Source organism: Nostoc sp. (assembly GCF_036918245.1).
In the GTDB taxonomy this organism is placed as follows: Bacteria; Cyanobacteriota; Cyanobacteriia; order Cyanobacteriales; family Nostocaceae; genus Nostoc.
The window spans coordinates 171,070-196,317 of the sequence record NZ_JBALEF010000043.1 but is presented as its reverse complement, the minus strand read 5'-3'; the positions used below and the strand labels follow the sequence as shown (position 1 = coordinate 196,317).

The 25,248-nt window shown below is 43.0% G+C and carries 25 protein-coding genes and 1 tRNA gene; 16 read left to right on the top strand and 10 right to left on the bottom strand.

Going from position 1 to position 25,248, the window contains the following annotated elements; all coding sequences use genetic code 11:
• Positions 1–201: 201 nt before the first annotated feature.
• From V7L12_RS10755 to V7L12_RS10735, 5 genes are all read left to right on the top strand, one after another.
• Positions 202–275 (top strand) — tRNA-Pro (locus V7L12_RS10755).
• 591 nt (positions 276–866) lie between these two features.
• Positions 867–1,685, top strand: a complete 819-nt coding sequence (locus tag V7L12_RS10750) for a Tic22 family protein (protein WP_335084299.1) — start codon at positions 867–869, stop codon at positions 1,683–1,685.
• 25 nt (positions 1,686–1,710) lie between these two features.
• On the top strand, positions 1,711–2,601 hold the full coding sequence (gene prmC, locus V7L12_RS10745; protein WP_335084298.1) for a peptide chain release factor N(5)-glutamine methyltransferase: 891 nt from the start codon (positions 1,711–1,713) through the stop codon (positions 2,599–2,601).
• 70 nt (positions 2,602–2,671) lie between these two features.
• The gene (locus V7L12_RS10740; RefSeq protein WP_335084297.1) at positions 2,672–3,280 is read left to right on the top strand and encodes an L-threonylcarbamoyladenylate synthase; all 609 of its coding nucleotides are present in this window, start codon (positions 2,672–2,674) and stop codon (positions 3,278–3,280) included.
• Positions 3,281–3,377: 97 nt separating this feature from the next.
• Entirely contained in the window at positions 3,378–4,313 is a 936-nt protein-coding gene (locus tag V7L12_RS10735; protein WP_335084296.1) for a sensor histidine kinase, read from the top strand.
• A 61-nt stretch (positions 4,314–4,374) separates the two neighbouring features.
• Here the strand turns inward: V7L12_RS10735 and V7L12_RS10730 are convergent, their stop codons facing one another.
• From V7L12_RS10730 to V7L12_RS10695, 8 genes are all read right to left on the bottom strand, one after another.
• A complete protein-coding gene (locus tag V7L12_RS10730) occupies positions 4,375–4,893 on the bottom strand; it encodes a GNAT family N-acetyltransferase (RefSeq protein ID WP_335084295.1) in 519 nt (172 codons plus the stop codon).
• Between the two features lie 179 nt (positions 4,894–5,072).
• The gene (locus V7L12_RS10725; RefSeq protein WP_335084294.1) at positions 5,073–5,486 is read right to left on the bottom strand and encodes a hypothetical protein; all 414 of its coding nucleotides are present in this window, start codon (positions 5,484–5,486) and stop codon (positions 5,073–5,075) included.
• A gap of 72 nt (positions 5,487–5,558) precedes the next feature.
• A complete protein-coding gene (gene secF / locus V7L12_RS10720) occupies positions 5,559–6,536 on the bottom strand; it encodes a protein translocase subunit SecF (protein WP_335084293.1) in 978 nt (325 codons plus the stop codon).
• On the bottom strand, positions 6,533–7,951 hold the full coding sequence (gene secD / locus V7L12_RS10715) for a protein translocase subunit SecD (protein WP_104907539.1): 1,419 nt from the start codon (positions 7,949–7,951) through the stop codon (positions 6,533–6,535). The genes secF and secD overlap by 4 nt, the downstream gene beginning before the upstream one ends.
• 144 nt (positions 7,952–8,095) lie before the next feature.
• Positions 8,096–9,079: an alpha-ketoacid dehydrogenase subunit beta gene (locus V7L12_RS10710; RefSeq protein ID WP_292776035.1), complete on the bottom strand. Its 984-nt coding sequence runs from the start codon at positions 9,077–9,079 to the stop codon at positions 8,096–8,098.
• A gap of 145 nt (positions 9,080–9,224) precedes the next feature.
• Positions 9,225–9,440 (bottom strand): trypsin-like serine peptidase, encoded by a 216-nt coding sequence (locus V7L12_RS10705; RefSeq protein WP_335084292.1) that lies wholly within the window; start codon positions 9,438–9,440, stop codon positions 9,225–9,227.
• Positions 9,441–9,516: 76 nt separating this feature from the next.
• A complete protein-coding gene (locus tag V7L12_RS10700) occupies positions 9,517–10,080 on the bottom strand; it encodes a hypothetical protein (protein ID WP_335084291.1) in 564 nt (187 codons plus the stop codon).
• Between the two features lies 1 nt (position 10,081).
• Positions 10,082–10,351, bottom strand: a complete 270-nt coding sequence (locus V7L12_RS10695) for a hypothetical protein (RefSeq protein ID WP_335084290.1) — start codon at positions 10,349–10,351, stop codon at positions 10,082–10,084.
• Between the two features lie 217 nt (positions 10,352–10,568).
• Between V7L12_RS10695 and V7L12_RS10690 the strand changes: the two genes are divergently transcribed.
• Together V7L12_RS10690 and V7L12_RS10685 are read left to right on the top strand one after the other, a co-directional pair.
• A complete protein-coding gene (locus V7L12_RS10690) occupies positions 10,569–10,964 on the top strand; it encodes a type II toxin-antitoxin system HicB family antitoxin (RefSeq protein ID WP_335084289.1) in 396 nt (131 codons plus the stop codon).
• Positions 10,957–11,232: a type II toxin-antitoxin system HicA family toxin gene (locus V7L12_RS10685; RefSeq protein ID WP_335084288.1), complete on the top strand. Its 276-nt coding sequence runs from the start codon at positions 10,957–10,959 to the stop codon at positions 11,230–11,232. Before V7L12_RS10690 ends, V7L12_RS10685 begins: the two co-directional genes overlap by 8 nt.
• Before the next feature lie 194 nt (positions 11,233–11,426).
• Here V7L12_RS10685 and hemB read toward each other — a convergent pair whose 3' ends face one another.
• Positions 11,427–12,407, bottom strand: coding sequence for a porphobilinogen synthase (gene hemB / locus V7L12_RS10680; protein ID WP_335084287.1), 981 nt, complete (start codon positions 12,405–12,407; stop codon positions 11,427–11,429).
• Between the two features lie 290 nt (positions 12,408–12,697).
• Entirely contained in the window at positions 12,698–13,057 is a 360-nt protein-coding gene (locus tag V7L12_RS10675; protein WP_335084286.1) for a DUF4870 domain-containing protein, read from the bottom strand.
• Positions 13,058–13,181: 124 nt separating this feature from the next.
• Here V7L12_RS10675 and prfC point away from each other — a divergent pair, with 124 nt between their 5' ends.
• The 9 genes from prfC (at position 13,182) to V7L12_RS10630 (ending at position 25,178) form a co-directional block, all read left to right on the top strand.
• Positions 13,182–14,810, top strand: coding sequence for a peptide chain release factor 3 (gene prfC, locus V7L12_RS10670; protein ID WP_335084285.1), 1,629 nt, complete (start codon positions 13,182–13,184; stop codon positions 14,808–14,810).
• 204 nt (positions 14,811–15,014) lie between these two features.
• Positions 15,015–17,297 carry a M48 family metalloprotease gene (locus V7L12_RS10665; protein ID WP_335084284.1) on the top strand — a complete coding sequence of 761 codons (2,283 nt, stop codon included), beginning with the start codon at positions 15,015–15,017 and terminating at the stop codon, positions 17,295–17,297.
• 658 nt (positions 17,298–17,955) lie between these two features.
• The gene (locus tag V7L12_RS10660; RefSeq protein ID WP_322727003.1) at positions 17,956–18,462 is read left to right on the top strand and encodes an RNA recognition motif domain-containing protein; all 507 of its coding nucleotides are present in this window, start codon (positions 17,956–17,958) and stop codon (positions 18,460–18,462) included.
• A 361-nt stretch (positions 18,463–18,823) separates the two neighbouring features.
• A complete protein-coding gene (locus tag V7L12_RS10655) occupies positions 18,824–19,264 on the top strand; it encodes a SufE family protein (protein WP_335084283.1) in 441 nt (146 codons plus the stop codon).
• Positions 19,265–19,375: 111 nt separating this feature from the next.
• The gene (locus V7L12_RS10650) at positions 19,376–20,284 is read left to right on the top strand and encodes an alpha/beta fold hydrolase (protein ID WP_335084282.1); all 909 of its coding nucleotides are present in this window, start codon (positions 19,376–19,378) and stop codon (positions 20,282–20,284) included.
• 230 nt (positions 20,285–20,514) lie between these two features.
• Positions 20,515–21,486 carry a CobW family GTP-binding protein gene (locus V7L12_RS10645; protein ID WP_335084281.1) on the top strand — a complete coding sequence of 324 codons (972 nt, stop codon included), beginning with the start codon at positions 20,515–20,517 and terminating at the stop codon, positions 21,484–21,486.
• A 92-nt stretch (positions 21,487–21,578) separates the two neighbouring features.
• Positions 21,579–22,640 carry a WD40 repeat domain-containing protein gene (locus tag V7L12_RS10640; RefSeq protein ID WP_335084433.1) on the top strand — a complete coding sequence of 354 codons (1,062 nt, stop codon included), beginning with the start codon at positions 21,579–21,581 and terminating at the stop codon, positions 22,638–22,640.
• 331 nt (positions 22,641–22,971) lie between these two features.
• On the top strand, positions 22,972–23,244 hold the full coding sequence (locus tag V7L12_RS10635) for a hypothetical protein (RefSeq protein WP_335084280.1): 273 nt from the start codon (positions 22,972–22,974) through the stop codon (positions 23,242–23,244).
• A gap of 329 nt (positions 23,245–23,573) precedes the next feature.
• Positions 23,574–25,178, top strand: coding sequence for an NAD(P)H-quinone oxidoreductase subunit N (locus V7L12_RS10630; RefSeq protein ID WP_334816976.1), 1,605 nt, complete (start codon positions 23,574–23,576; stop codon positions 25,176–25,178).
• The last annotated feature ends 70 nt before the right edge of the window (positions 25,179–25,248 follow it).

Sequence of the window (25,248 nt, the reverse complement as noted above, 5' to 3'; positions counted from 1 at the left end):
TTGTAAAACTAAGTCGGCAGACAAACCTTTATCAGTCTAAATATCTAATCTAGATATCTAATCTAGCTAGTATTTGCAGAAGATATAAATATATTAGGCATGAGCGGTGTTATGTGATATGATTGCCTTAACGCTTTTGTGAAAGCGCGATCGCTTTGATGGGAAACTAAAAGCAAACCCAAAAAAGTAGATTAAGTATAACGGGATGTAGCGCAGCTTGGTAGCGCGCCTGCTTTGGGAGCAGGATGCCGCAGGTTCAAATCCTGTCATCCCGATTTAATTAATATAGTTAACAGTCAAGGTAATTAGCTAGGTTTCCTTTGCTAAATCTGCAATTTAATTGGATATTTTTACGGAGAATACCAATTAGGCTGTTCTGCTGTTGAAGCCTAACAGGCAAATTTCGTCATTAAGTAGTAAGGTGATTTTTGACACTGAGCTTTATATATATTTGAGAAGATATTAAACCAATCGCAGATGGAACGATTGATTAAGTAATAGCGTCAACCAATATTAGAAAAAGCCGATAAAATAGCATTTATCATCTCCAAGGTTGGAGAGAGCGAGAGACTTTTTGCTGTTTGAGAAGACATATAATAGGCATCTACGGCATTTCGCGGTAAATAGCGAAGAGAAACCTGGAAAAACACAACGTTAGCACAGCCAATTTGGGAAAACGATACTATAGCAACTCTAAATAGTTAGGGAACATTGGATTTTGACCGTTGAGGCTTAACACTCAACTTCAACGTGCACAATGAATTTTTCAAAACTAAAATGAATTGCTATATAACTAAAGCTAGTTGGTGCTGTGCAAATCCAACCATTTGTTTAATTTAATTGGACTATTGATGCGAGGAGCAGTCATGAAATCATTTATTCGCTTAGGTGCGACATTGGGTATAGCTGGCAGTGTATTTTTAACAGGGCTTTCAGGAATAGGCAATATGCCAGGACTAGGCAATCTAGAGGCGATCGCATTGCCACAAGATCAGGTCGTGAAAAAGCTCCAAGAAGTACCTGTATTCACGCTTACCAATCCTAAAGGCGAATTTGTAGTTCTTTCAAGAAACAACGCATCCAAGCCGGTGTCACAAGTGGGATTTTTTATTAGCAAGCAAGATGCTCAAAAATTCCTTGACAATCGACTCAAAAAAGAAAATCCCCAGTTGGCGGGCACTCTACAGGTTAGACCTTTGTCTTTGGCAGACTACTATAAAATAGTCCAAGAAAGCAAAAAGAAATCAGATTCCGTGATTTATACTTTAGTGCCGACGCAACAGCAGGTAGCCTCGGCAACAAGTATGCTCAATCAAAATGGTAAAAAGGTAGAGCAATTCAATGGTATTCCCTTATTTGTACCTAAATTTAAGAAAGATAATAGCTATCTGACTATTCCTCTTGCTAAAGGTAATGAACGATACATCCCTTTCTTTTTTGAGAAAGAACAAGCAGTGGCTCTGTTAGAGGAATTCAAAAAAGCCGTGCCAAAGGAAGCAGCCAATACTGAAATTCAGGTGGTGGATTTGTACGGTGTTATGGAAGCTCTCAATAGCAGCAGCGATCCTAGTATCAATAAAATTGTTCTGTATCCATCACGGGAGTCGATCAATTTTATTCGCTCCCTGGCGCCAAATCAATCACCAGCGGCCAAGCCAGCTGCTGCCCCCGCTCCGAAAAAATAACGGATATGCGCTCCAAGGTTGAGGTATGGGGGAGAAACATCTGATAGTCTCTGGTTTACAACTTTGGCAGTGGCGAAATGCAGCTCTGAAAGCAGCAGGAGCCACTGATGTCCCACCAATGGAGGTAGATTGGCTGCTCCTGGAAGTTGCTGGATTAGACCGCTTGGCACTGCGTTTGGAGTCTTTTAAAAACTGGCCGCAAATTCAACTGCAATTACCGCTAGAAGAGTTAGACCAACTGTGGCAGAGGCGATTAAATGACCGCTTACCAGTGCAGTATATTGCCGGAGTTACAACTTGGCGTCAGTTTCAAATTGCGGTGTCAAGTGCGGTTTTGATTCCTAGACCAGAGACAGAGTGTTTAATCGATTTAGCTGAAGCATCTGCTAGCAATGTTTCAGGACACTGGGCAGATTTGGGTACTGGAAGTGGAGCGATCGCACTGGGATTAGCAGATGTCTTGCCAAAAGCAACAATTCATGCAGTTGATTACAGTTTAGAAGCTCTAGCGATCGCTCGATCCAACGCTGATAATTTGGGTCTTGCTGACCGGATTCAATTTTATCAAGGTTCCTGGTGGGAGCCACTGAGATTCTTAAAAGGTCAGTTCAGTGGTTTGGTGTCGAACCCCCCTTACATACCCACCAGCACTTTACCTACTTTGCAACCAGAAGTAGTTAACCACGAACCACATCTAGCTTTGGATGGTGGCACTGATGGCTTAGATTGCATTCGCCATTTGATCGAAATCTCCCCCAGTTATTTGCAATCAGGCGGCGTGTGGCTGATTGAGATGATGACAGGACAGGCGGATGCGGTGCGAGAACTTTTGCAAAATCAAGGTAGCTATTGTAAGATTCAAATTCACGCTGATTTAGCTGGAATTGAACGCTTTGCCCTGGCCTATAAAAGTTAGGAGTTATGAGTTATGAGTTATGAGTTATGAAATTCCTTACTCCTAACTTCTAACTCCTAACTTTGTAAACATGACCCAAGTTTCTCTAACAAATCTAATTAGTGGCGCACGCGCTGGTCTTTTGGTGAGCTTTCCTACGGATACTGTTCCGGCACTTGCAGCGATACCAGAAAAAGCAGCATTAATTTTTGCGGCGAAACAACGCAGTCAAGACAAACCTTTGATTTTGATGGCGGCTAGTGCTGAAGATTTGTGGCCGTATGTCAAAGGTAGTGAGAACGAGTATAAAGTTTGGCAAGAAGTAGCAGATAAATATTGGCCAGGAGGGCTGACATTAGTTTTGCCAGCGAGTGAACGCCTACCAAAAGTTATGAATCCCATCGATCCCACAACAATAGGCATTCGAGTTCCAAACAGTGCGATCGCTCAAACTATTTTGGCGCAAACAGGCCCTCTTGCCACCACTAGCGCCAATTTTTCTGGTCAAGCGCCTTTGCAAACAATGACAGAAATTGAGGTTCAGTTTCCCCAGGTTCTGACTTTAGCAACGACAGAATGCCAGGTTGAAATACTAGGGATGGGTATACCTTCCACGGTTGCTAAATGGACAGGGATAAATTGGCAGATATTGCGGCAAGGTGCAATCAAGTTAGATATTTCGAGTGATAACCAGATCTAGGTAGCTATAATGTTGTTTTCGTGGTTTTAACAACAGAGAAATCTGAAACTTTAGTTTGCGCTGTTGTAGTTAATTAGCAAATTAATAATTGCCAGATATGAATTGGAGCAACTGGATATATCTAGGAGCAGGAATAGTACTAGGTATGGTTTTCCGTCAGTTATTTGGGCGATGGCTACGCCCGCCGCAGGCATCGTCAAATGTTTCATCTAGCTCATCCCCAGTAGCCCCATTAGCTGAACAGGATATGCCATCAATATCGCAACAGCTACAGCAAACGCAGTTGGCATACCTGATGGCAAGGGAGATGAGCCAGTTTAAAGCTGGTTTTTTGGCGCGGACTACCCATGAGTTACGATCGCCTTTTAATGGTTTGATTGGCTTACATCAATTAATTTTGTCAGATTTGTGTGAAAATCCAGCTGAAGAGCGAGAATTTATTGCCCAAGCTCATGAGCGAACACTGAAACTGCTGAAGCTAATGGATGAAATTCTCAACGTTGCTAGAGCTGAACACGGCACCAATAAATTAGATATTCAGCCCAGACCCTTAGCTTCAATTTTAGAGGAGGTTCATGACTTAACTTATATGCTGGCGGCAAATCGCAATTTTCCCTTACAGTTATTACCTGCCGACTCAGAAATTTATGTTTTGACAGATCACCTCTGGCTCCGCCAAGTATTGATAAGTTTAATAGACACTGCCATTACTCAGATGGAGGAAGGCAGCATTTGTATTTCCAGTAGCACCCTATCTACAAACAATTTTGTAAATATTTGGCTGGATTTACCAACCCATGCTATATCCTGGAGCGAGCCGATTGATTTGCTCAAAATTGAAGATCGGTTGACCCAGATTGACCAAAAGAAGACTGCTCTTTCCCCAGGAATGAGGCTATTAATCAATCAGACTCTGCTGGAAGTTATGGGAGGAAAGTTAGAGATCTTGCCCTCGACCACTGTGAAGGAACCACTTCAGCAGCTTACCAGACTACAAATCTCTATCCCTCTAGTAAGTAGTGCTGAGTCCTGAATCCTGAGTAGTAGAGACCAAATCTTGCTTTTTGACTACCCTACTACAACAGTTCTTATACTCAGCACTCAGCACTCATTGCTCGGAACTGTTTCGGTGATTCCTGAAGCTGAACTTCTGTAGCAGCAACGAAAGCATGGTTAGCCCGATTATGTAGTACCATCGTAGTGGTAGTGTTGGGTTGAAAACCAATCTTTTCGTAGAAACCCTGTTGGTAAGTAGTCATCAGATAAACGCGCTCAACCGACCTCATGCGGGGATGTCTCAAAACGGTTTCTACTAAATTGCTTCCCAACCCATTATGTTGATACTCTGGATGAATCACAACATCCCAAATTGTGGCGCGATAGATGCCATCAGATGTTGCTCTGGCAAAGCCAATGAGCCGATCGCGATCGCAAACAGAAATCACTGGCTCACTGTTGGCAATGGCTATACCTAAATCTTCAATACTGCGTCCCTTTGCCCAGAAAGCAGAAACGTTTAACAGTTCTTGGAGTTGATAAAGGTCAATTTCAGACTTGCGTTCGCCTCCGGCGCAGCGCAGCTGTTCGCTAAATTTAATCTGAAGATGGTTCATGTATGGCATCCACTTTTGGCAGTATCTTTGAGCAGACATTTGGTGAAATTAAATATATATTATCCAGAAATCTTGTAGAGACTTAGCAGTGCTACGTCTCTACATTCTTTTTCAGCAGATGTCTAGTAGGGTTAAGTCATATTTTGCTATAAATTGCTGTACGTGTAGAGAAAGAAAATTTAATGACAAATCCACTTCCATAGAGGATGAGTTGCTCCCTGTTGACGTATCCGATAAACTTGTTTTTCTAAACGTTGTTTTTCCTGCTGTGGTAGTCCGAGTAGAATATTCCGACTTTGCCAAACTAAAACAGCAGCAGTCATCCCCAGACAAAAGGCTAGACCAAAGGTAGACAGTGGATGGTAGAACAATCCAAATCTCACTGCCACCCAGGTAAAATATTGTTGCCACAGAGCAATTTCTGCACGTAGACCCCACAAGGAAACAGGCGCAATGGTCAGCCATAAACAGCCGACAAACAGCCACCTGCCATATACTGTTAGCTGATGTAGTCTTTGTACTTGTTGAGCAAACGATGGGTCAGATTTATCAAAGTCTGGGACAGTATTTAATCGTTCTTCCGGTTGATCCATAGGGGAATAAGATTGCAAGGCGTGGGTAAGCAATTCAAAATGCTTTCACCCAATTGTGAAATATACACAAGTTTAACTATCTTGAGAACTGGGAGATGTATCAATCGACTCAGCACTTTCTACCACCTGGGATTCACCCCTGCGCTCTCGCCACCAAGCAAGGAGAGTACTGGCGATGAAAATACTTGAATATGCACCCATTGTAAATCCAATAATTAAGGCCAGGGCGAAGTTTCTCAGGGTTTCGCCGCCAAATAGGAATAGGGAAAATAATGTTAGCAAAACGGTTAACGTGGTATTAATCGATCGCGTTAAAGTTTGATTGGTTGCATCATCAACAACTTTGTCAATGCGATCGTTAGGATGTTGATTCAGTATTTCCCGAATGCGATCGTAGATGACCACGGTATCTGTCACCGAGAAACCAGTAATAGTCAAAATAGCAACGACGAAAAGGCTATCAACTTCAATACCTACTACTAATCCTAAGATGGAGAAAACACCCAGCGTAATCAAAACATCATGGAACAAGGCAAGAATTGCGATTACGGCATAGTCCACCTGGAACCGCACACTTAAATAAATAACGATCCCAGCAAAGGAGACAACCAGAGCTAATAACCCTTGAGAAAATAGCTGACGACCAAGTGTTGGCCCAACAGTGTCAATTTGAGTTACTTTCGGGTTAAAGACTCCAATTTTTTCACTCAAAGCTGTTTGCAACTGGGTGCGTTGCTCGACATTTAATGTCTTTGTGCGAATGGATATTCCCTGTTGTTTTTGACCAACAACTTGGATGCTACTATTATTTAGCTTCTGAGTGTCAACTACTTCCCTAACATCAGAAATTTCAATCGGTTGAGTACAGCTGTTTGCTTGTGTACAATCGCGTTCAAATTGTAGTCGCGTACCACCAACAAAATCTAAACTGGGACGTAGTGGTGCGCCTAGTTGTTGCCAAGAAATCACCATCGCCACGATGCTTACGATCATCAGGGTGGCAGAAATTGTCCACCAAAGTCTCCGACGTTTGATGACACTAAATTTCATGACTGTACCTCCGCACCAGACTTAATTGACGTTGAGAGATTGGGACAAAACAACTCTGGCTTACGTAAGTTGGGAAATCCCAATGTTAGGAACAGCAATGTGCGACTACAAGTAATGGCAGTAAACAAATTCACCCCTAACCCTAGCGCCAATGTCAAAGCAAAGCCTTTAACTAAACCTGCTCCTAAGAAAAACAGTGCTGCACAAGAAATTAATGATGTGACATGACTATCTAAAATGCTAGACCAAGCTCGGTAGAATCCAGACTCTACAGAACGATATAAAGTTTTACCAGCACGTAGTTCTTCACGGGTGCGCTCAAAAATCAATACGTTAGCATCAACTGCCATACCGATACTGAGGATAAACCCAGCAATACCGGGGAGAGTTAATGTAATGCCTAGCAATGCGAAGGTGGCATAGGTCAATAGCGCATAGATAATCAAAGAAAAGTCGGCAATTAACCCTGGTAGTCGGTAGTAAACTAACATGAAAATTAATACTAACAGCAATCCGCCAATACCAGCGTAAATACTGCGTTGAATACTATCTTTACCTAAACTTGCCCCAACGGTACGGTTTTCAACTATTTCTACTGGTACAGGTAATGCCCCACCGCGTAGTTGCACGCCTAAGTCATTGGCTTGTTGGGCGGTAAACCGTCCTGTAATCACAGCAGAGCCACCAGTAATGCCAGTGGCGGCAAATTCTATACCCACGGTAGGAGCGCTAATAACTTCATTGTCTAGAAAAACACCAATACTACGCCCAGTACCAGCGAGATTTTTCGTCAAATTGGCAAACAGTTCACCACCCTTTTCGTCGAAGCGAATGGCAACATTCCAGTTGTTACCTTGAGTGGGTTCACCATAGGCATCCTTGAGGTATTTGCCAATTAGCGGTGGATTGGTGCTTTCAAACAATTCTGCGATCGCTTGATTATTTTTCTGTAAATTTTCTTGATTCTTGACAATTGCCGCTTTGTCGGTACTCTTGCGCAACTCTTCTTGCTTGAATTTCAATTCGGCTCTTGATGCTTGAAAAGCAAGTAGTTGAGTTTCTGTATTCGGTTTTTGGGTACGAAATTCTAACTGCGCCGTACCCCCTAACACCCGTTCAGCTTGCTCTGGATCGTTGACTCCTGGTAGTTGCACCAAGATTTTATCTGAGCTGACTGTTTGGATTACTGGCTCAGAAACACCCAGACCATTAATCCGACCTTCGACAACTTTTTTCACACCTTCCAATTCTCGGTCGGTGATTTTGGGAATTTCTGCTGATGGTTTTACCTGAATTGTGAGCTGTGAACCTCCGCGCAAGTCTAGCCCAAGAGGTATCGGAATTGTGGCAATCACCGTAATAGCGGCGATTATCAGGACTAAAATCAAAATGAATAGCGATCGCTGTCTTTGCATACCATAACTCGCAACTGACAAACGCTATAATAGCGCTCTTTTGAGGAGTTATGAGTTGGGAGTTTGGGGATGGGGCATTGGGCATTGTTATTCTTCTCTTGCCCCTCTGCCCCTTTGCCCCTCTGCCTCGTCAGTCTTTAGTCCCTAGACTCGCAACGCTACCATTTTTTCCACAGCTTCTACTATTTGCTCTGGTTGGATGATTGTTAATCGTTCCAGATTGCCGTTGTAAGGTGTGGGAATATCTTGGGAAGAAAGTCGCAGTACTGGCGCATCCAATTCATCGAATAAGCGATCGTTTATTGAGGCGATGACTTCTGCTCCAATACCCGCAGTTCGCATCGATTCTTCCACAACAATGACTTTATGGGTTTTACGTATTGATGCGCCAATGGTATCAAAATCTAATGGTTTGAGAGATATTAAATCGATAACTTCTGGATCGTATCCTTGTTTTTCAAGAGTTTTTACGGCTTGCACTACATGATGGCGCATCCGCGAGTAAGTAATAATTGTTACGTCTTTTCCTGGACGCACAATTTCTGCTTTATCTAAGGGGAGTAGGTATTCTTCTTCTGGTAAATCTTCTTTCAAGTTGTAAAGCAGAACGTGTTCAAAGAACAACACTGGATTATCATCGCGGATAGCGGATTTCAGCAGTCCTTTAGCGTTTCTTGGTGTGGAGCAGGCAACAATCTTCAACCCTGGCACAGCTTGGAAGTAAGTTTCTAGTCGCTGGGAATGTTCTGCGCCTAGCTGCCGTCCCACACCTCCAGGGCCGCGAATTACCATCGGGATTTTAAAGTTACCGCCAGAAGTATAGCGCAGCATCCCAGCGTTGTTGGATATTTGATTGAAGGCAAGCAGTAAAAAGCCCATGTTCATGCCTTCAATGATCGGACGCAACCCAGTCATTGCGGCTCCCACAGCCATCCCAGTAAAGCTATTTTCAGCGATGGGGGTATCTAGAATGCGGAGTTCGCCATATTTTTGGTACAGGTCTTTGGTAACTTTATAGGAACCGCCGTAATGTCCAACATCTTCACCGAGAACGAATACGCTGGAATCACGCGCCATTTCTTCATCGATGGCTTCCCGTAAGGCGTTGAAGAATAGTGTTTCTGCCATTTAGACCTTTTAGTACGATTATGGTTTTAGAATTTTATCGTGCTGCTGTCGCAAATACAGTGAGCGATCGCACTAGTTAGAGATTGGGTTTTTTAAACGAACCGCTCCAAGCATAGAGCGAGTGATTGCCATAACTATATCAAAGCTATTCAATTTTGATTTTAGAGGTTTTATGAGCTTTATGAGCGATCGCCTTCCACAGTTCTTTACTAAGTTGATGAGTCTCAGAGTCAATTACACAATGGGCGTTGGTCAAAACTATATCAGAACTAATCAGTGTGCCTGTGCAATGATAGCTTTGGGCATCGGCTGCTGTGCCTTGTACTCGTCCGATAGTTGACCACGGATAATTTCTACTCAATATAGGGGTACGGTTATCTATACCTCCAGGGATACCGCGATCGCTATCATAGGGTTTTTCCGACTGTTGGAGATCATCAGGCGCTGGCTGACGATTTTCTTGATTCGTTTAAGGCTGCGAATGGGACTTGATGCAAAATTCCATCACCAACGATTACTAAACGTTTGTTCCCCAACTTTCCTGCTACAGGTTCGAGGATAATTTGACTGAATGCGTCTGCTGCTTTCCCTACATCTGCAACAGCTTCAGCATTCTCTTCTGCCGATGCTCCCTGAATTAGCTGTTGCTGTAAAAGGCTTTTGAAATAATTTGCTGCTTTAGCTATCTTTTCTTGTCCGGGGAGTTCATAGCTTTGTAGAGAATTAGGAGTGACTACCCATAGATAGCTACGTTTTTCACCCAAGGAATATTGCAACATTAGAGTATCTTTATCTAGTTGTTGTTGAATCCCTGACAATTCCAGAACGTCTTTTGGATCAGTCAATTCTGCACGTTCTGGGTTAGCTGCGCGGATTTCGTCGGTAATTTTTTGTGATTCTTGAATAATATTTTTAATTTCTTGTTTGGTTTTTGCGATTAGTTCGGTGTGTGGTTCTTTTCGACTGAATAAGTCTGATAAAAACTTATCTTTGGCATTCAATTTAAACTTTCTCAATTGCCTGTCGCAGTGATTCTGCTGTCCCTTGTTTATAAAGCTGCATCCCCTCTTGATAAACCCGTTCTGCAGCAGCGCGAGTGGCATTTTGTTGAGTGGTTCCTGGCCGCTGTGCTATCTGCAACCCTCGGTTTCTCGGTGTCGCCCCCACAGCATCAGCAAGCATTACCGTACTCAGCAACAAAGTTAAACTGTAGCGGGTAAATTTTGGTAGCAAGCACCAGAAAACCCACTGAGATTTTGCACTCCCCATCATTTTTAGCCTCAATCAGTGATTATTGACAGCCCTATTCCTGCCGGAACCAATCCTGCTTATTAGTAAATTATTTAATTGTCCTCAGGGATATTGCTGAAACTTTATGTTTATTTTATGGGTGCGGTCAAAGTTTACGGTCGTGGTTTCTGTTTTTGCAACAAACTTCCTCGCCAAACCTTGATTTTCTCGTTCTCGCGCTTCCTAACGGGAGGCTACGGTGTACACACAAGTCATCGAATTATCCAAAAATCTAGCGATCGCATCCCCAGAACACCCACTCGAAAGGTTTTTGACGATATACTGTCCAAAGTTGCGTAGGCTAGCAAAAACCGCAAGCATCGCAGTTACTATCAAAATTCATAGACCTACTGTACTAAAGACAAAAATGAAGCAAACAACACAATTCACTGCGATCATTGAGCGCGAAAGGGATGGCTATGTATCCCTCTGTCCCGAACTCGATATTGCCAGCCAAGGTGACACAATTGAAGAAGCACGGAATAACCTAATTGAGGCATTAGAATTATTCTTTGAGACAGCAGATCCTTCTGAAATTCAGCAAAGGCTGCACACAGAAGTTTTTGTTACACGCTTAGAGGTAAATATTGGGTAAACCTCGTGTTCTTTCTGCTAGAGAAGTCTGCCGCATTCTGGAAGAGAACGGCTTTGTACAAGTGCGCCAGTGTGGTATTCACATTATTATGCAGATGCAAACCGAAGACTCAACAATTACTGTTCCTGTCCCTAATTACGAAGAGTTACGCATCGGTACTTTGCGATCTATTATTCGTCAGTCAGGATTACCTCGTGTTTTATTTGAAGTTACTTACAGCTATTTTCAAATACATGAAAACTGCTGTAAACCGAAAAAGTCTTTTTAGCCTTATATTGAACTTGCGTAGGCTAGCAAAAACCACAAGCATTGCAATAGCCAAAATACAAAGAATCTCACGCCCAAACACCAAAACACAACTTTGCATCTTTGCACTCACCGAAGTTCTGAGCGCCGGAAGTCGGCGCTTAGACTTCTGTCTGCGTGAGATTTCCCACTAAATTATTATTCAATAAGCCTAGCCTACTTTAACCATCGCGCCGCATCTTTGGCATGATAAGTCAAAATTAAGTCTGCACCAGCGCGTTTAAACCCAGTTAAAGTTTCCAAAACCACGCGCTCCTCATCAATCCAACCATTGAGAGCCGCAGCTTTCACCATCGCATACTCACCAGAAACATTGTAAGCCGCAACTGGCAAGTTACTCGCTTCCTTGACGCGCCATATAATATCCATGTATGCCAAGGCTGGCTTAACCATGAGGATATCAGCACCTTCAGCGATATCTAATTCAATCTCTTTAATCGCTTCGCGGGCGTTACCTGGGTCCATTTGGTAAGTTCTTCTGTCCCCAAATTGTGGTGTCGAGTCTGCTGCATCCCGGAATGGACCATAATAACCCGAAGCATACTTAGCAGCATAAGACAAAATCGGCGTATCTTGAAATCCTGCTTCATCCAAACCCTGACGAATTGCCTGCACAAACCCATCCATCATCCCCGAAGGCGCGATGATATCGGCACCAGCTTTTGCTTGGGAAACCGCTGTTTTCTTCAACAATTCCAGAGTTGGGTCATTTAAAACTCGTCCTGTTAAATCACCAACTTGCAGATAACCACAATGACCGTGACTTGTGTACTCACACAAACAAGTATCAGCAATTACAATCAAATCTGGCACTGCTGCTTTTACCGCCGTCGCTGCTTTTTGGACGATACCGCAATCATGCCAAGCGCCAGTGGCATCCACATCTTTATCAGCCGGAATCCCAAATAGAATAATAGAAGGAATTCCTAAGTCGTAAACTTCTTTTGCTTCTTCAACAATTTTATCTACCGAAAGTTGGTAGACTCCAGGCATCGATTTCACCTCATTAGCGATTCCCTCACCTGGTACAGCAAATAGTGGGTAGATTAAATCGCTTGTTGTTAAAACAGTTTCACGAACCATCCGGCGTAGTTGAGGATGAGTACGAAGACGACGGGGGCGATGTATAGGAAACATAAAATTTTATGAAGAAAAACAACGCAAATGGACACAAAACAAAGCGTCACAAAAGCAGGCTAAAATTTTCCTGCCGTCAGACAGACTACAAACAGTGCTTAACTGTCCTTTGCCCTACTCTTAATCAAGTTGTAGGGCAATTTTGTATTCTACAGCTTGGTTGTACCCATCCGACGGACTGGAAAAAAAACAACATTATGAAGCAATTCAAAATTCAAAATGATAAGACCATCTGTTGGCAAAATATTGGCAATTACCAATGCTCAATGCCCAATCCTGAGAAATCTGTGTTAGAAAACTCGGAAAATATAGGGATAACGGAAGGGTATATCAGGATTGTTGAAAACTCCGATCAGCGCCCAAATTGTTAATCCCCAGTGTAATAGATATCCCAGACCAGCTAGTGGCCCCAACAATAATAGAGGTAACACTAACCAGCCGAATATAAAAAACAGCGCTCCCAGAATTGCACCATAAAACCAGACATTAAAGTGGAAATTGATAGATTCTTTGGCGTTTTCTTTAACAACAGGATCGTCAGATACAAGCAGTATGGCGATAGGTATGCCTACAGATACCAATGTTGTGCTGAAAAAAATCGATCCATGAGACAAGGCAGATAGAAGCTTTCGCTTGTCTGTGTCGTACATTGCTTTCTCCTATTTAGTCAGATTGTTGGTTATACTACGACCCTATCATGAGCATCGTTGTCTTAAGATTAAAAGACTTACCAGAGTCAAAAAAAATTAAGCTAGCTAACAAACAAATACATTTATGTCTACTGAACTTCAGTCTGAACTTATTCAAGCAGTTGAACTTCGCCGCAACTTTGCGATTATATCTCACCCGGATGCAGGTAAAACTACACTAACTGAAAAGCTACTCCTGTATGGGGGTGCAATTCACGAAGCTGGGGCAGTCAAAGCGCGACGGGCACAGCGTAAGGCTACTTCTGACTGGATGGCGATGGAGCAACAACGGGGTATTTCTATTACCTCTACAGTGTTGCAATTTGAATACCGGAATTGTCAAATTAATTTATTAGACACTCCTGGACACCAAGATTTCAGTGAAGATACTTATCGCACCCTCGCCGCCGCGGATAATGCCGTGATGCTGATTGATGCAGCAAAAGGTTTGGAACCCCAAACCCGTAAATTGTTTGAAGTGTGTAAGTTGCGGGGTATCCCAATTTTTACATTTATCAACAAACTCGATCGCCCAGGTAGGGAACCTCTGGAACTGTTAGATGAAATTGAGCAAGAATTGGGATTGCAAACCTATGCGGTAAACTGGCCGATTGGGATGGGCGATCGCTTTAAAGGTGTTTTTGACCGACACAAGCAACAAATACACCTATTTGAACGCAGCGCCCACGGTAGCCGAGAAGCCCGTGATACGATAGTAGAATTAGGCGATCCGAAAATAGAAGAACAGCTAGAACAAAACCTGTACTACCAACTGAAAAACGATCTAGAACTGTTAGAAGGAGTTGGACCAGAGCTAGATTTACAGTTGATACACGAAGGCAAAATGACGCCTGTGTTCTTTGGTAGCGCCATGACTAACTTCGGGGTAGAGTTATTCCTCAAATATTTCCTCGACTATGCCCTCAAACCCGGTTCTCATGTCAGCAGTGTTGGCGAAGTTGCGCCTACATACCCGGAGTTTTCGGGGTTTGTCTTCAAACTGCAAGCGAATATGGACCCGAAGCACCGCGATCGCGTCGCATTTATCCGGGTCTGCACTGGTAAGTTTGAAAAAGATATGATGGTGAATCACGCCCGCATTGGTAAACTTATCCGTCTATCTCGCCCGCAAAAACTTTTTGCTCAAGAGCGAGAATCGATTGATGTGGCTTATCCTGGCGATGTTATCGGTTTGAATAATCCCGGTGTTTTTGCGATCGGAGATACAATTTACACGGGACAAAAGCTCGAATATGAGGGGATTCCGTATTTTTCGCCGGAACTGTTTGCATCTTTGAGGAATCCCAACCCCTCAAAGTCTAAACAATTCCAAAAAGGCGTTGCGGAATTGCGAGAAGAAGGTGCTGTACAAATTATGTATTCAACTGATGAAGCCAAGCGCGATCCAATTTTGGCGGCGGTGGGTCAGTTGCAATTCGAGGTAGTGCAGTTTCGCTTACAAAATGAGTATGGTGTAGAAACCATATTAGATTTATTGCCCTACAGTGTCGCCCGTTGGGTTGAGGGTGGTTGGGAAGCATTAGAAAAGGTGGGACGAATATTCAATACCACTACAGTTAAAGACAGTATGGGACGGCCAGTGTTGCTATTCCGTAATGAATGGAATTGTCAACAGTTATTGGGCGACCATCCAGAGTTAAAATTAAGCGCGATCGCCCCAGTATTTTCTAGTCAACAACCAGTGGAGGAGTGAAGAAGAATACAGAATCCAGAATTCAGAATTCAGAATTATTCTTACAGGAGATCCAACTGAATTCTGACGACTGACGCCTTTATTCAATCTTTATCGTTCACTTGACAAACAAAACTTGAGCGCGGTTGATTTCCACGGCATCCGAGGTTCGCGCTTTCGCACAAACGTGGATCATTTAGAAGAGATTGGAGTGCCAGAATTTGTATGCCTTCACATACCAAACCGTCTTTGGAGGCTGGTTTAGTTGCCCTCAAGCAAGGAAATTACCAAACAGCGATCGCTCAACTAGAACCTATTGCTAGCAGCCAAAATAATGGGACTGCTAGCTTACAAGCCCAGGTTGGTTTAGTGATGGCTTATGCTCGCACTGGCGAAGTTCCCAAAGCGATCGCTATTTCCCAGAATCTGATTGAGATTAACAATCCGCAAGTTCAAGAGTGGGCAACACGCGCTCTCGAACACCTGACAAAACGTAAAAAATCCGATCAAGAATCAAAAAAAGTCGAAACTGGATTTGTTGCTTTTGAGAATTCAACCCCAGATTCAACCCCAGATTCAACCTCCGTTACTCCCCCGGAAACTCCTACATTAGAGGAAAAGCCGAACAACGATCAAGTAATAGAAACCAAAAGCGACGACATCCCGCCGATGGTGCCACTAGCTAGACTCAAAGCTACATTAGCGACACCGGTACCACCATCGGCTGCACCCCTAAACGGCTTCATGGGTTCCGTTACCCGCACCCAAGCCAAATTATTTGGTGTTATTTACTGGCGACAAGCACAACGCGCCAGAGCATGGCAACCACTACGTAAACCAAAATTAATTCCACTGCGGCTACTGTCCGCCGGGACATTCATCGCCCTGTTTTGGGTCATCCGAGAAATCCTCAAGTTAGCATTGGGATTTATCAACCAGACTTTAGTCAAACTACCTTATCTGGAGCCGATACAGCTTTTATACCGCGACCCTACTCAACTTTTGCTAATAGTATTGGTGATTTTAATCGGAGTATCACCTTGGCTGCTGGATCTGCTACTAGCGAACTTGTATGGTCAGCGAGAATTTCCGAAAGATGTATTGAATACCCATAGCCGCGAAGCTGTTCGGGTGCTACAACGTTGTTGCCAACAGCGGCACTGGCCGTTACCCAAACTGCGGATTTTACCAACGGCTGCACCAATTATCCTGACTTATGGTAGTTTACCACGTAATGCCAGGATTGTTGTGAGTCAAGGCTTATTAGAGCAGTTGGCAGATGATGAAATCGCCATTATTTACGCCACGCAGCTAGGGCATATTGCTCACTGGGATTTTGCTGTAATGTCTTTGTTGCTGCTGGTGACACTACCAACTCATAAGCTATATCAACAAGTGTCGGAGTTGGGAGACAAAATATCAGCGAAAATTTGGCGCTGGCCAGTGACAATTTTGGCGAGTCTAATTTATGGAGTTTGGTGTTTGCTGACTGGGACTGCATTGTGGTTGTCGCGATTGCGGCTTTATTATAGCGATCGCGTCGCCGCTGAAATTACTGGTAATCCCAATGCCCTGATTCGCGCTTTACTCAAAATCGCCATTGGTATTGCTGCTGATATCCAAAAACAAGAACACACCAGTTGGCAACTGGAAAGCTTAAATCTTTTAACACCAATCAGCTACCAACAGAGTTTGTCTTTGGGCACTATTGCCAGTAATCTATCTTTTGAATCCTTTTTGAAGTGGGATATTGCCAATCCCTATCGCCGATGGTTTACGATTAATAATAGCCATCCTTTAATGGGCGATCGCCTCGAACGCCTCTGCCAAATAGCCCGTCACTGGCATCTAGACACCGAACTACATTTTGCAAGCGTTCCATCAAAGGTTAAGCGTCAGTCTTTTCTATTACAAGTCGCTCCCTGGTTGGGAATTCCTCTAGGGGTTCTGTTTGCAGCTTTCGTCTGGCTAACCTGGCAACTAGCATTCACACTCAAGTTTTTAAATCTAAAGTGGATATATGAAGATTGGTCTTTCATTACAGGCTGCCTTCTGATTGGCTTTAGCATTGGTACTGTGATGCGGATTAATTCTTTCTTTCCCGATATTAAACCTGCCACCGTGCAAACTGATGACAGCTTACCCAATCTGTTATCTGACCCTTCTGCCTTACCTATTGATAGCGTCAGCGTGCGTCTTGTGGGTAAATTATTAGGTCGTCAAGGCACTAGTAACACCCTAGCGCAAGATTTAATCTTGCAATCCAGCACGGGTTTGGTGAAATTACATCACATTTCTTGGCTAGGACAGTCAGTCAATCACCAGGATCTAATCGGTCGGCAAATTATCGTCACAGGTTGGTTCCGGCGAGGAGCAACACCTTGGATTGATATCCAAACCCTAGAAACTCAAAGTGGTAAAACCATTCATAGCCCTCATCCTATTTGGTCTACTTTTTTGGCTGTTGCAGCACAGGCTTGGGGCGCATACGTCTTTCTCACTGGTTAGTCATTGGTCATTAGCCATTAGTCATTAGTCATTAGTCATTAGCAAAGGACAAAGGACAAAGGACAAATCGGAATGTAAACAAAAGTTGCAGGTTTCCTTAACAAGTGTTACATTTATTTACACAAACAAGAGCAACCGACATAACTCAGCATCACCGCTTAGTTGTGGATTTAGGTGCTTTTTCCCCGCTCTATACCTTTTTATCCTCCCAATACAGCAGCAAATTAACCAGCCAGTGGCTGGTTTTTGTTTCAAACTATCTCACCTGAATAAAAAAATGTGTTTTATGTTACGATGCAGTAATACTAATGTCGGAAATGTATGCGCTAAACTAGCTACGTAGAAAATACCGTGGTAATGTAAGGAATGGTATTTGATTCTGCGAATAAGGGCATAAAAGAAAGCGTGTACTTTAGCAGGCAATAGACTATTAAATTTACAATTCTTAGAATTAAGGTGTTATTAGCTCACCATAGTGTGAGCCTTTGGATTAAATAAGCTTGATCCCGACGAAAAACTGTATTGTTGTATAGGTTGACAGTTTCGAGCAAAAAAATTGGTTTATGGCAGTCTTGGTCAATAGCATCTATTTAAAAGCTAAAGCTAAGTGATTGTTTTCTTGCCTTGCCATGTTCATTCAACTCTGGAGGTATAGTTCATGTCTGTTCGCCTATATATAGGTAATTTGCCTAAAGATGAAATAGATCGTCAAGATCTGCAAGCCGTTTTTGCAGCAGAAGGTGATGCTGTAACTACTAAATTAATTAAAGACCGCAAAACTGGCAAATGCCGTGGTTTCGGTTTTCTTACAGTCAACAATGATGAACAAGCTGACGAAATTATTGAAAAGTATAATGGTCAGATGTTCAAAGATACTCCCATTAAGCTAGAGAAGGCATTACCTCGGACAAAGGGTGAAGAGGGCGACGAGCAAGCTCCTAAACCAGTTACTCTTGCTAGTAATAGTACCCCGACTCCTAGCCCCAACAGAGAAGGTAGCCGTCGTGAGAAAAGCTCTAAGAAGCCTCGTCGTGGCGGCGGTGGCGGAGGTTCTCGTGAAAGCAGCACTACAACCACCGATTCAGACGCTATTCGTCCAGATCCTCGTTGGGCTTCGGAATTAGAAAAGCTGAAGCAGATGCTAGCTGCACAAACTACAAATTAATCCTCAAGGGAGAGACATTAAAAATTAAAAGTCAGAATTATTTCTTGATTTTTAATTTTTAATTGTTGACGATTGCCTAGCTGCTTAGTTAAAAGCTACTTGCAGCTATTTTTGTAAGTGTATACTTATACAACGTAAATTGTATAGAGTTGCTGTTAAAGCCTGTTTATAAAAAAATTAAGTTTTTGTGATTAATCGCATTAAAAACCTAACTGAAGATGAATGCGATCGCATTCATCATCTGGATTTGACAACTTATAGTCAATAATGGCTAGCTTCAGACTGCCAAGAGAATCAGAGGCGCGATCGCTCTAAAGATAATTTACACTCAAGGTAAGACCGATCGTTTGCAGCTTCTGTTATGTCCTCAACTCTAGATTCTTTGCCACCTGCGCTCGCTAAAATTGTCGAGCGCTTTCAACGGTCAACCGACCAAAGAAGACGTACTGAACAGCTAATTGGCTACGGTAACAAGCTGAAGGATTTCCCAGAAGCTGACAAAGTACCGGAAAATAAAGTTCCTGGTTGCGTTTCTCAAGTTTACATCACCGCTTCACTTAATGATGGTAAGGTGGTATTCCGGGCTGATTCTGATGCCTTCATAAGTAAAGGAATGGTTGGTCTTTTAATTGAAGGATTAAATGGACTAACTTCCACAGAAATATTGCAACTTACTCCAGATTTTATTCAAGAAACAGGTTTAAATATTAGCCTGACACCTTCGCGTGCTAATGGATTTTACAACATTTTCAAAACCATGCAAAAAAAAGCATTGGAATGTAAGTTAGATTTACCTAACTAAACTTGGTCATTAGTCACTTGTACTGAGCAAAGCCGAAGTATTGGTCATTAGCAAAGGACAAATGACAAAGGACAACTGACAAATAAGGTACAACTACCAAAATTTAGTCTAATGTCAACAAATTTATTATCTACCTCTGCTGCTACTGGCTTTGGTGGAGTAGTTCAAGAATATCTCTGGAATTGGGAAAATCAGCAATTGCGCGTTGTTTATGAAACCCTCGGTAAAGGTTCACCGCTATTGCTACTACCATCTTTCAGCAGTGTTTCGACACGTTCGGAAATAGGCGAACTTGCCAAGTTATTAGCTTGCAATTTTCAGGTTGTAGCCATAGATTGGCCTGGATTTGGCGAATCTTCTCGTCCTAGCTTGAATTACCGACCGGAAATATATCAGCAATTTCTGGAAGATTTTGTCAAAGCTATTTTTGATACTCCCATTACTGTAGTCGCAGCTGGTCATGCAGCTAGTTACGTTTTACAATTAGCTGTGAAGCAGGCTGCTTTCTCAAAAATTGTATTGTTAGCTCCTACTTGGCGTGGTCCTTTGCCGACAATGGGGGCAAGTCAGCAAATAGCTGGTATGGTGAGAGGATTAGTGCGATCGCCTATACTTGGTCAAGCTCTCTACAAACTCAATACTACCCAATCTTTCTTAAGTTTTATGTACCGTCGTCATGTTTTTACTGACGCGGCTAAAATTACACCCAGTTTCATCGAGAAGAAGTGGCACACGACTCAACAACCAGGAGCGCGATTTGCATCTGCTGCCTTTGTAACTGGTAATCTTGATGCTGTACGCGAACAATCAGATTTTTTGGAACTTGTGCAGTCTTTAAGCGTACCGCTCATGGTAGTAATTGGGGAATCTAGCCCACCGAAATCACGAGAAGAAATGAACGCTTTGGTAGCCTTACCAGGAGTGAAAAGCGTTTTTATTCCTGGTTCTTTGGGGCTGCATGAAGAATACCCAGCAGTTGTTTTAGAAGTAATTCAAGATTTTTTGTTATCTCAAAAATAATAACCAGAGATGAACATAGATCCCATTCTAGGGGCGCACAGATGTGCGCCCCTACTTATTTAAATGAGAATCGTCATATTACAGATGCATAAAAATAAAATATTTCTTGATTAAATTATGTGATGATTTTGCTGAAACCCAAAAGAACAGGAAGTTCGCACAAAAATATAAAAAGATTTATCATAGGCGATAATGATTATCCATAAGGTGAGACAAGAGGAATTTAGAGTATGGTGGCTGACGTAATCAACAATTCAGTTCCCGTTACTGTTCTTACAGGCTATTTGGGAGCAGGTAAAACGACTCTACTCAATCACATCCTCACCTACGAACACGGCAAAAAAGTTGCTGTGATTGTCAATGAATTTGGGGAAGTGGGTATTGATAATCAGTTGATTATCGATACAGATGAAGAAATATTTGAAATGAACAATGGCTGTATCTGTTGTACAGTGCGCGGCGATTTAATTCGCATTATTGGCAACTTGATGAAGCGGCGCGATAAATTTGACCATTTAGTAATTGAAACGACTGGATTAGCCGATCCTGCACCAGTGATTCAGACATTTTTTGTTGATGAAGATTTGCAAAGCCAACTATCTCTAGATGCAGTGGTGACAGTTGTAGATGCCAAGCATATTTGGCAGCACTGGGATGCCGACGAAGCACAAGAACAGATAGCTTTTGCCGATGTAATTTTACTTAATAAAACTGATTTGGTAGCGCCAGAAGAGTTAGATGAATTAGAAAAACGGATTCGGGCGATGAATGCGATCGCAAAAATCTACCGTACCCAAAATTCTGAACTAGGAATGGATGCTTTATTAGGTGTAAAAGCCTTTGATTTAGACCGCGCATTAGAAATTGATCCAGATTTCTTAGGCGAAGATGCCCACGTACACGATGAAACTGTCTTTTCTGTAGCTTTAGTAGAAGCAGGCGCAGTCGATGGAGAAAAATTAAACACTTGGCTTTCGGAGTTACTGCGTACCCAAGGGCCAGATATTTTTCGGATGAAAGGCATTTTAAATATTGCTGGAGAAGATAATCGATTTGTATTCCAAGGAGTACACATGATATTCGATGGCAAACCCGATCGCCCCTGGAAACCCAGCGAAACCCCCAAAAACGAACTAGTTTTTATCGGTCGTAATCTTGATGCAGCTCAACTCAAGCAAGATTTTCTCGCCTGTCTAGCTTAAAACAAGCTGTTCTTGAGCAGAGGGCAGAGGGGAAATACCTAATGCCTAATGCCCAATGCCCCATGCCCAATGCCCCTGCCCTCTTTACAAATATGAACACCACAACCAGCAAATCTAAGGAATTTGAACAACATTATTCGGGGATACTTTCAGATTATGTAACTGTGATCGCTTGGTCGCCACAAGGTCAAACTTTAGCAGCAACTTCCGCCGCCGGAGAAGTAGTTCTGTGGAATGATGGCGAACTCACAACCTTACAAACTGGTAACGGTAAATCGGTAGACTGTCTTGCCTTTTCGCCAGATGGAAAATTTTTAGCTGTTGGCGGACAAGATGGACAGGTGAAAATTTGGCGCGATACTGAATTAATTGCCACGTTGGGAAATGCTCCTGCATGGGTTGACAAACTAGCTTGGAATTACACCAGTAACCAACTAGCTTTTAGTTTGGGGCGTTACGTCCAAGTCTGGGATGCAGATACTCGTGAAATTGTTGTGACGCTGAATTTCGACAACTCTTCAGTATTGGGTATAGATTGGCGCATTGACGGACAATACTTAGCCATTAGTGGTTATAAGGGAGTGAAGATTTGGCATAGTCAAAACTGGGATGAAGAACCATACAGCTTAGATATGACTACTGTCAGTTTAGCGATGGCTTGGTCGCCCGATGGCAAATTCCTGGCTTCTGGCAACATGGATCGTAGTGTCACCGTTTTGGAATGGAACAACCCCGATCCTTGGGTGATGCGTGGCTTCCCTGGTAAAATTCGCCAATTGGCATGGTCAGAAGCTACTACCAAAGTGGGTGCGCCAATACTGGCATCTTCTAGCGTTGAAGGTATTGTAGTCTGGGAAAAGCTAGAGGATGATTCATTAGGTTGGGAAGCACGAGTATTAACTAATCATGTGGGTGTAATCAATGCGATCGCCTTTGCACCTAAAAGCTTTCTTCTCGCTTCTGCTGCTGCTGACGGCTGGTTATGTTTGTGGAACAAAGCCAAGGAAGTATCCCAAATTATCACAGGTGTCTCAGCAGGATTTTCCAGCCTAGCTTGGCATCCCCAAGGCAAGTTACTGGCCGCAGGCGGTGAACAGGGCGAATTACTTGTATGGTCAAAGGTTTTGCGGGGTCAGGGATTCGGGCGTAGTTAAAAGAATTCGTAATTCGTAATTTGTAATTAAAGACTGTTACATCAAAGTATTTATACGCAGACTGAAAAAAGCGCCACTTTATAGACGTTGGCGTTAGACTCTCCCTTTGGGAGAAGGGTAATTAAACCCAAAAATTACGAACTACGTTAGCGTAGCGTTAGCGAGTCCCCTTGGCGTTAGCCTCTCCCTTTGGCAGAAGGGGAGACGCCAAGGGCGATAGCGTAGCGTTAGCGAGTCATCGAGCGTCACGAGCGTCATTACGAATTATTAAAGTTGAACCTTGGCAATTTATTGGCTATGCTGTATCAACAAAGGTATATTTGTGTGAATTATGAACATTGTCAAACTAATTTTACTTGCCTGTCCCGCATTTCTGGTATCTATGATACTGGTAGCCAATCCAGCACAGGCATCAAGTCTGAAATCTGCTTATGCTACACAAATTATGACGGTAGCATCTACACAACAAATTTCTGATTTAGCAACACCAAAGTTGACTCAAACATCCAATCCGATTATTGATCAACTTGGTTGCAATTGTGCCAACTGTGTTCAGTCTAAATTTCAGTCGCTACAAGGCAAGCTGCCATCAGTCGGTTTTTAATAAAGTTAGGAGTTATGAATATTGTTGGGGCACAGCATTGCTGTGCCCTTATTAATTTTATAAGCTTTTTATACGTAACTATCGCACTGGTTGCAGCATAATTATTTATGATATTCGCTAAAAGTCACGCCTAAAAAACGAAGTAGGAAAGTTGTTAAGTGAATCCCTGGATACTGAGAAAGCTGCTGGTAAGCCAGTGAAGTTGGTACGTTCGCCATCTGCACCCAAGCTGTTAAGCTCTTGTTAAAAGAGCTAGTCCGGGGATTAGAAAACTTGCTAGAGTGAACAGAGTTAGCCTTAATGTCTAATCGCCAAAACCTATACATCTCATGGATTTTGCTAATATTGCATCCCAGCTAAACGCTGGAACGATTTTACCAGAGGGGATTGTTATTCTCACCCTCTTGGGGGTTTTGATTGTTGATTTGATTTTGGGGCGTACATCCGCACGCTGGATTGGATATCTAGCGATCGCAGGTTTATTTGCTTCGATTGTCGCCCTATATTTTCAATGGGACGCTCCTAATCCCATCGGTTTTACCGGTAGCTTTAATAGTGACGACCTGAGTATCGTCTTTCGCGGTATTATTGCCTTGTCTGCGATCGCCACTATACTGATGTCAATTCGCTACGTTGAGCAGAGCGGCACCGCTTTAGCCGAATTTATCGCTATTTTGCTAAGTGCTACTTTAGGAGGGATGTTTTTATCCGGGGCTAGTGAGTTGGTGATGATTTTCATCTCCCTAGAAACCCTGAGTATCTCCTCTTATCTATTGACAGGTTATACCAAGCGTGACCCCCGCTCCAATGAAGCGGCGTTGAAATACTTGTTAATTGGAGCTTCCAGTACGGCAATATTTTTGTACGGTGTATCACTGTTGTATGGACTATCTGGAGGACAAACGGAACTAAGTGCGATCGCTAATGGCATTGCCACAGCGAAAGTGGGACAATCTTTAGGTTTAGTGATTGCGTTGGTTTTTGCGATCGCAGGTATTGGCTTCAAAATCTCCGCTGCACCCTTTCACCAGTGGACACCAGACGTTTACGAAGGCGCTCCCACCCCAGTCATCGCCTTTTTATCTGTCGGTTCCAAAGCAGCTGGGTTTGCCCTAGCCATCCGCTTGCTGACAACAGCCTTCCCCCTTGTTGCTGACGAGTGGAGGTTTGTCTTCACAGCTCTAGCCGTTCTCAGCATGATTTTGGGTAACGTAGTCGCCCTAGCTCAAACCAGCATGAAACGGATGCTAGCTTATTCATCCATTGCCCAAGCTGGGTTTGTGATGATTGGGTTGATTGCTAGTACACAGGCAGGATATGCCAGTATGATATTTTACCTACTGGTTTACCTGTTCATGAACCTGTGTGGTTTTACCTGCATCATCCTATTCTCACTACGGACAGGAACCGACCAGATTGCCGAATACTCTGGCTTATATCAAAAAGACCCACTGCTAACACTGGCCTTGAGTATCTCCCTGCTTTCCTTGGGTGGTATTCCACCATTAGCTGGGTTTTTCGGCAAGATTTACTTATTCTGGGCTGGTTGGCAAGCAGGACTTTATTGGTTAGTTTTGTTGGGCTTAGTCACCAGCGTCGTCTCCATTTACTACTACATTCGCGTAGTTAAGATGATGGTAGTCAAAGAACCCCATGAAATGTCCGACGCGGTGAAGAATTATCCACAAGTGCGTTGGGATTTACCTGGGCTAAGACCTTTGCAGGTCGGTTTGGTGGTAACATTAATTGCCACTTCCATAGCAGGGATTTTGTCAAATCCACTGTTTACATTGGCTAACAATTCCATCTCCCATACCCCATTTTTGCAAGCAACAATCAACAGTAGTGTAAAAGCAAAAAAACTCTCGCTTTTACCAAAATTAGATTCGGTTAGTCAGTCTCAACCCTCAGTTGATTCTACTGCTAAGATTTAACCGAGTCTCAACCAAACTTTGTACCCAAAAACACGCCTGTTTGCTAATTAGCAGACAGGCGTTGTCATAT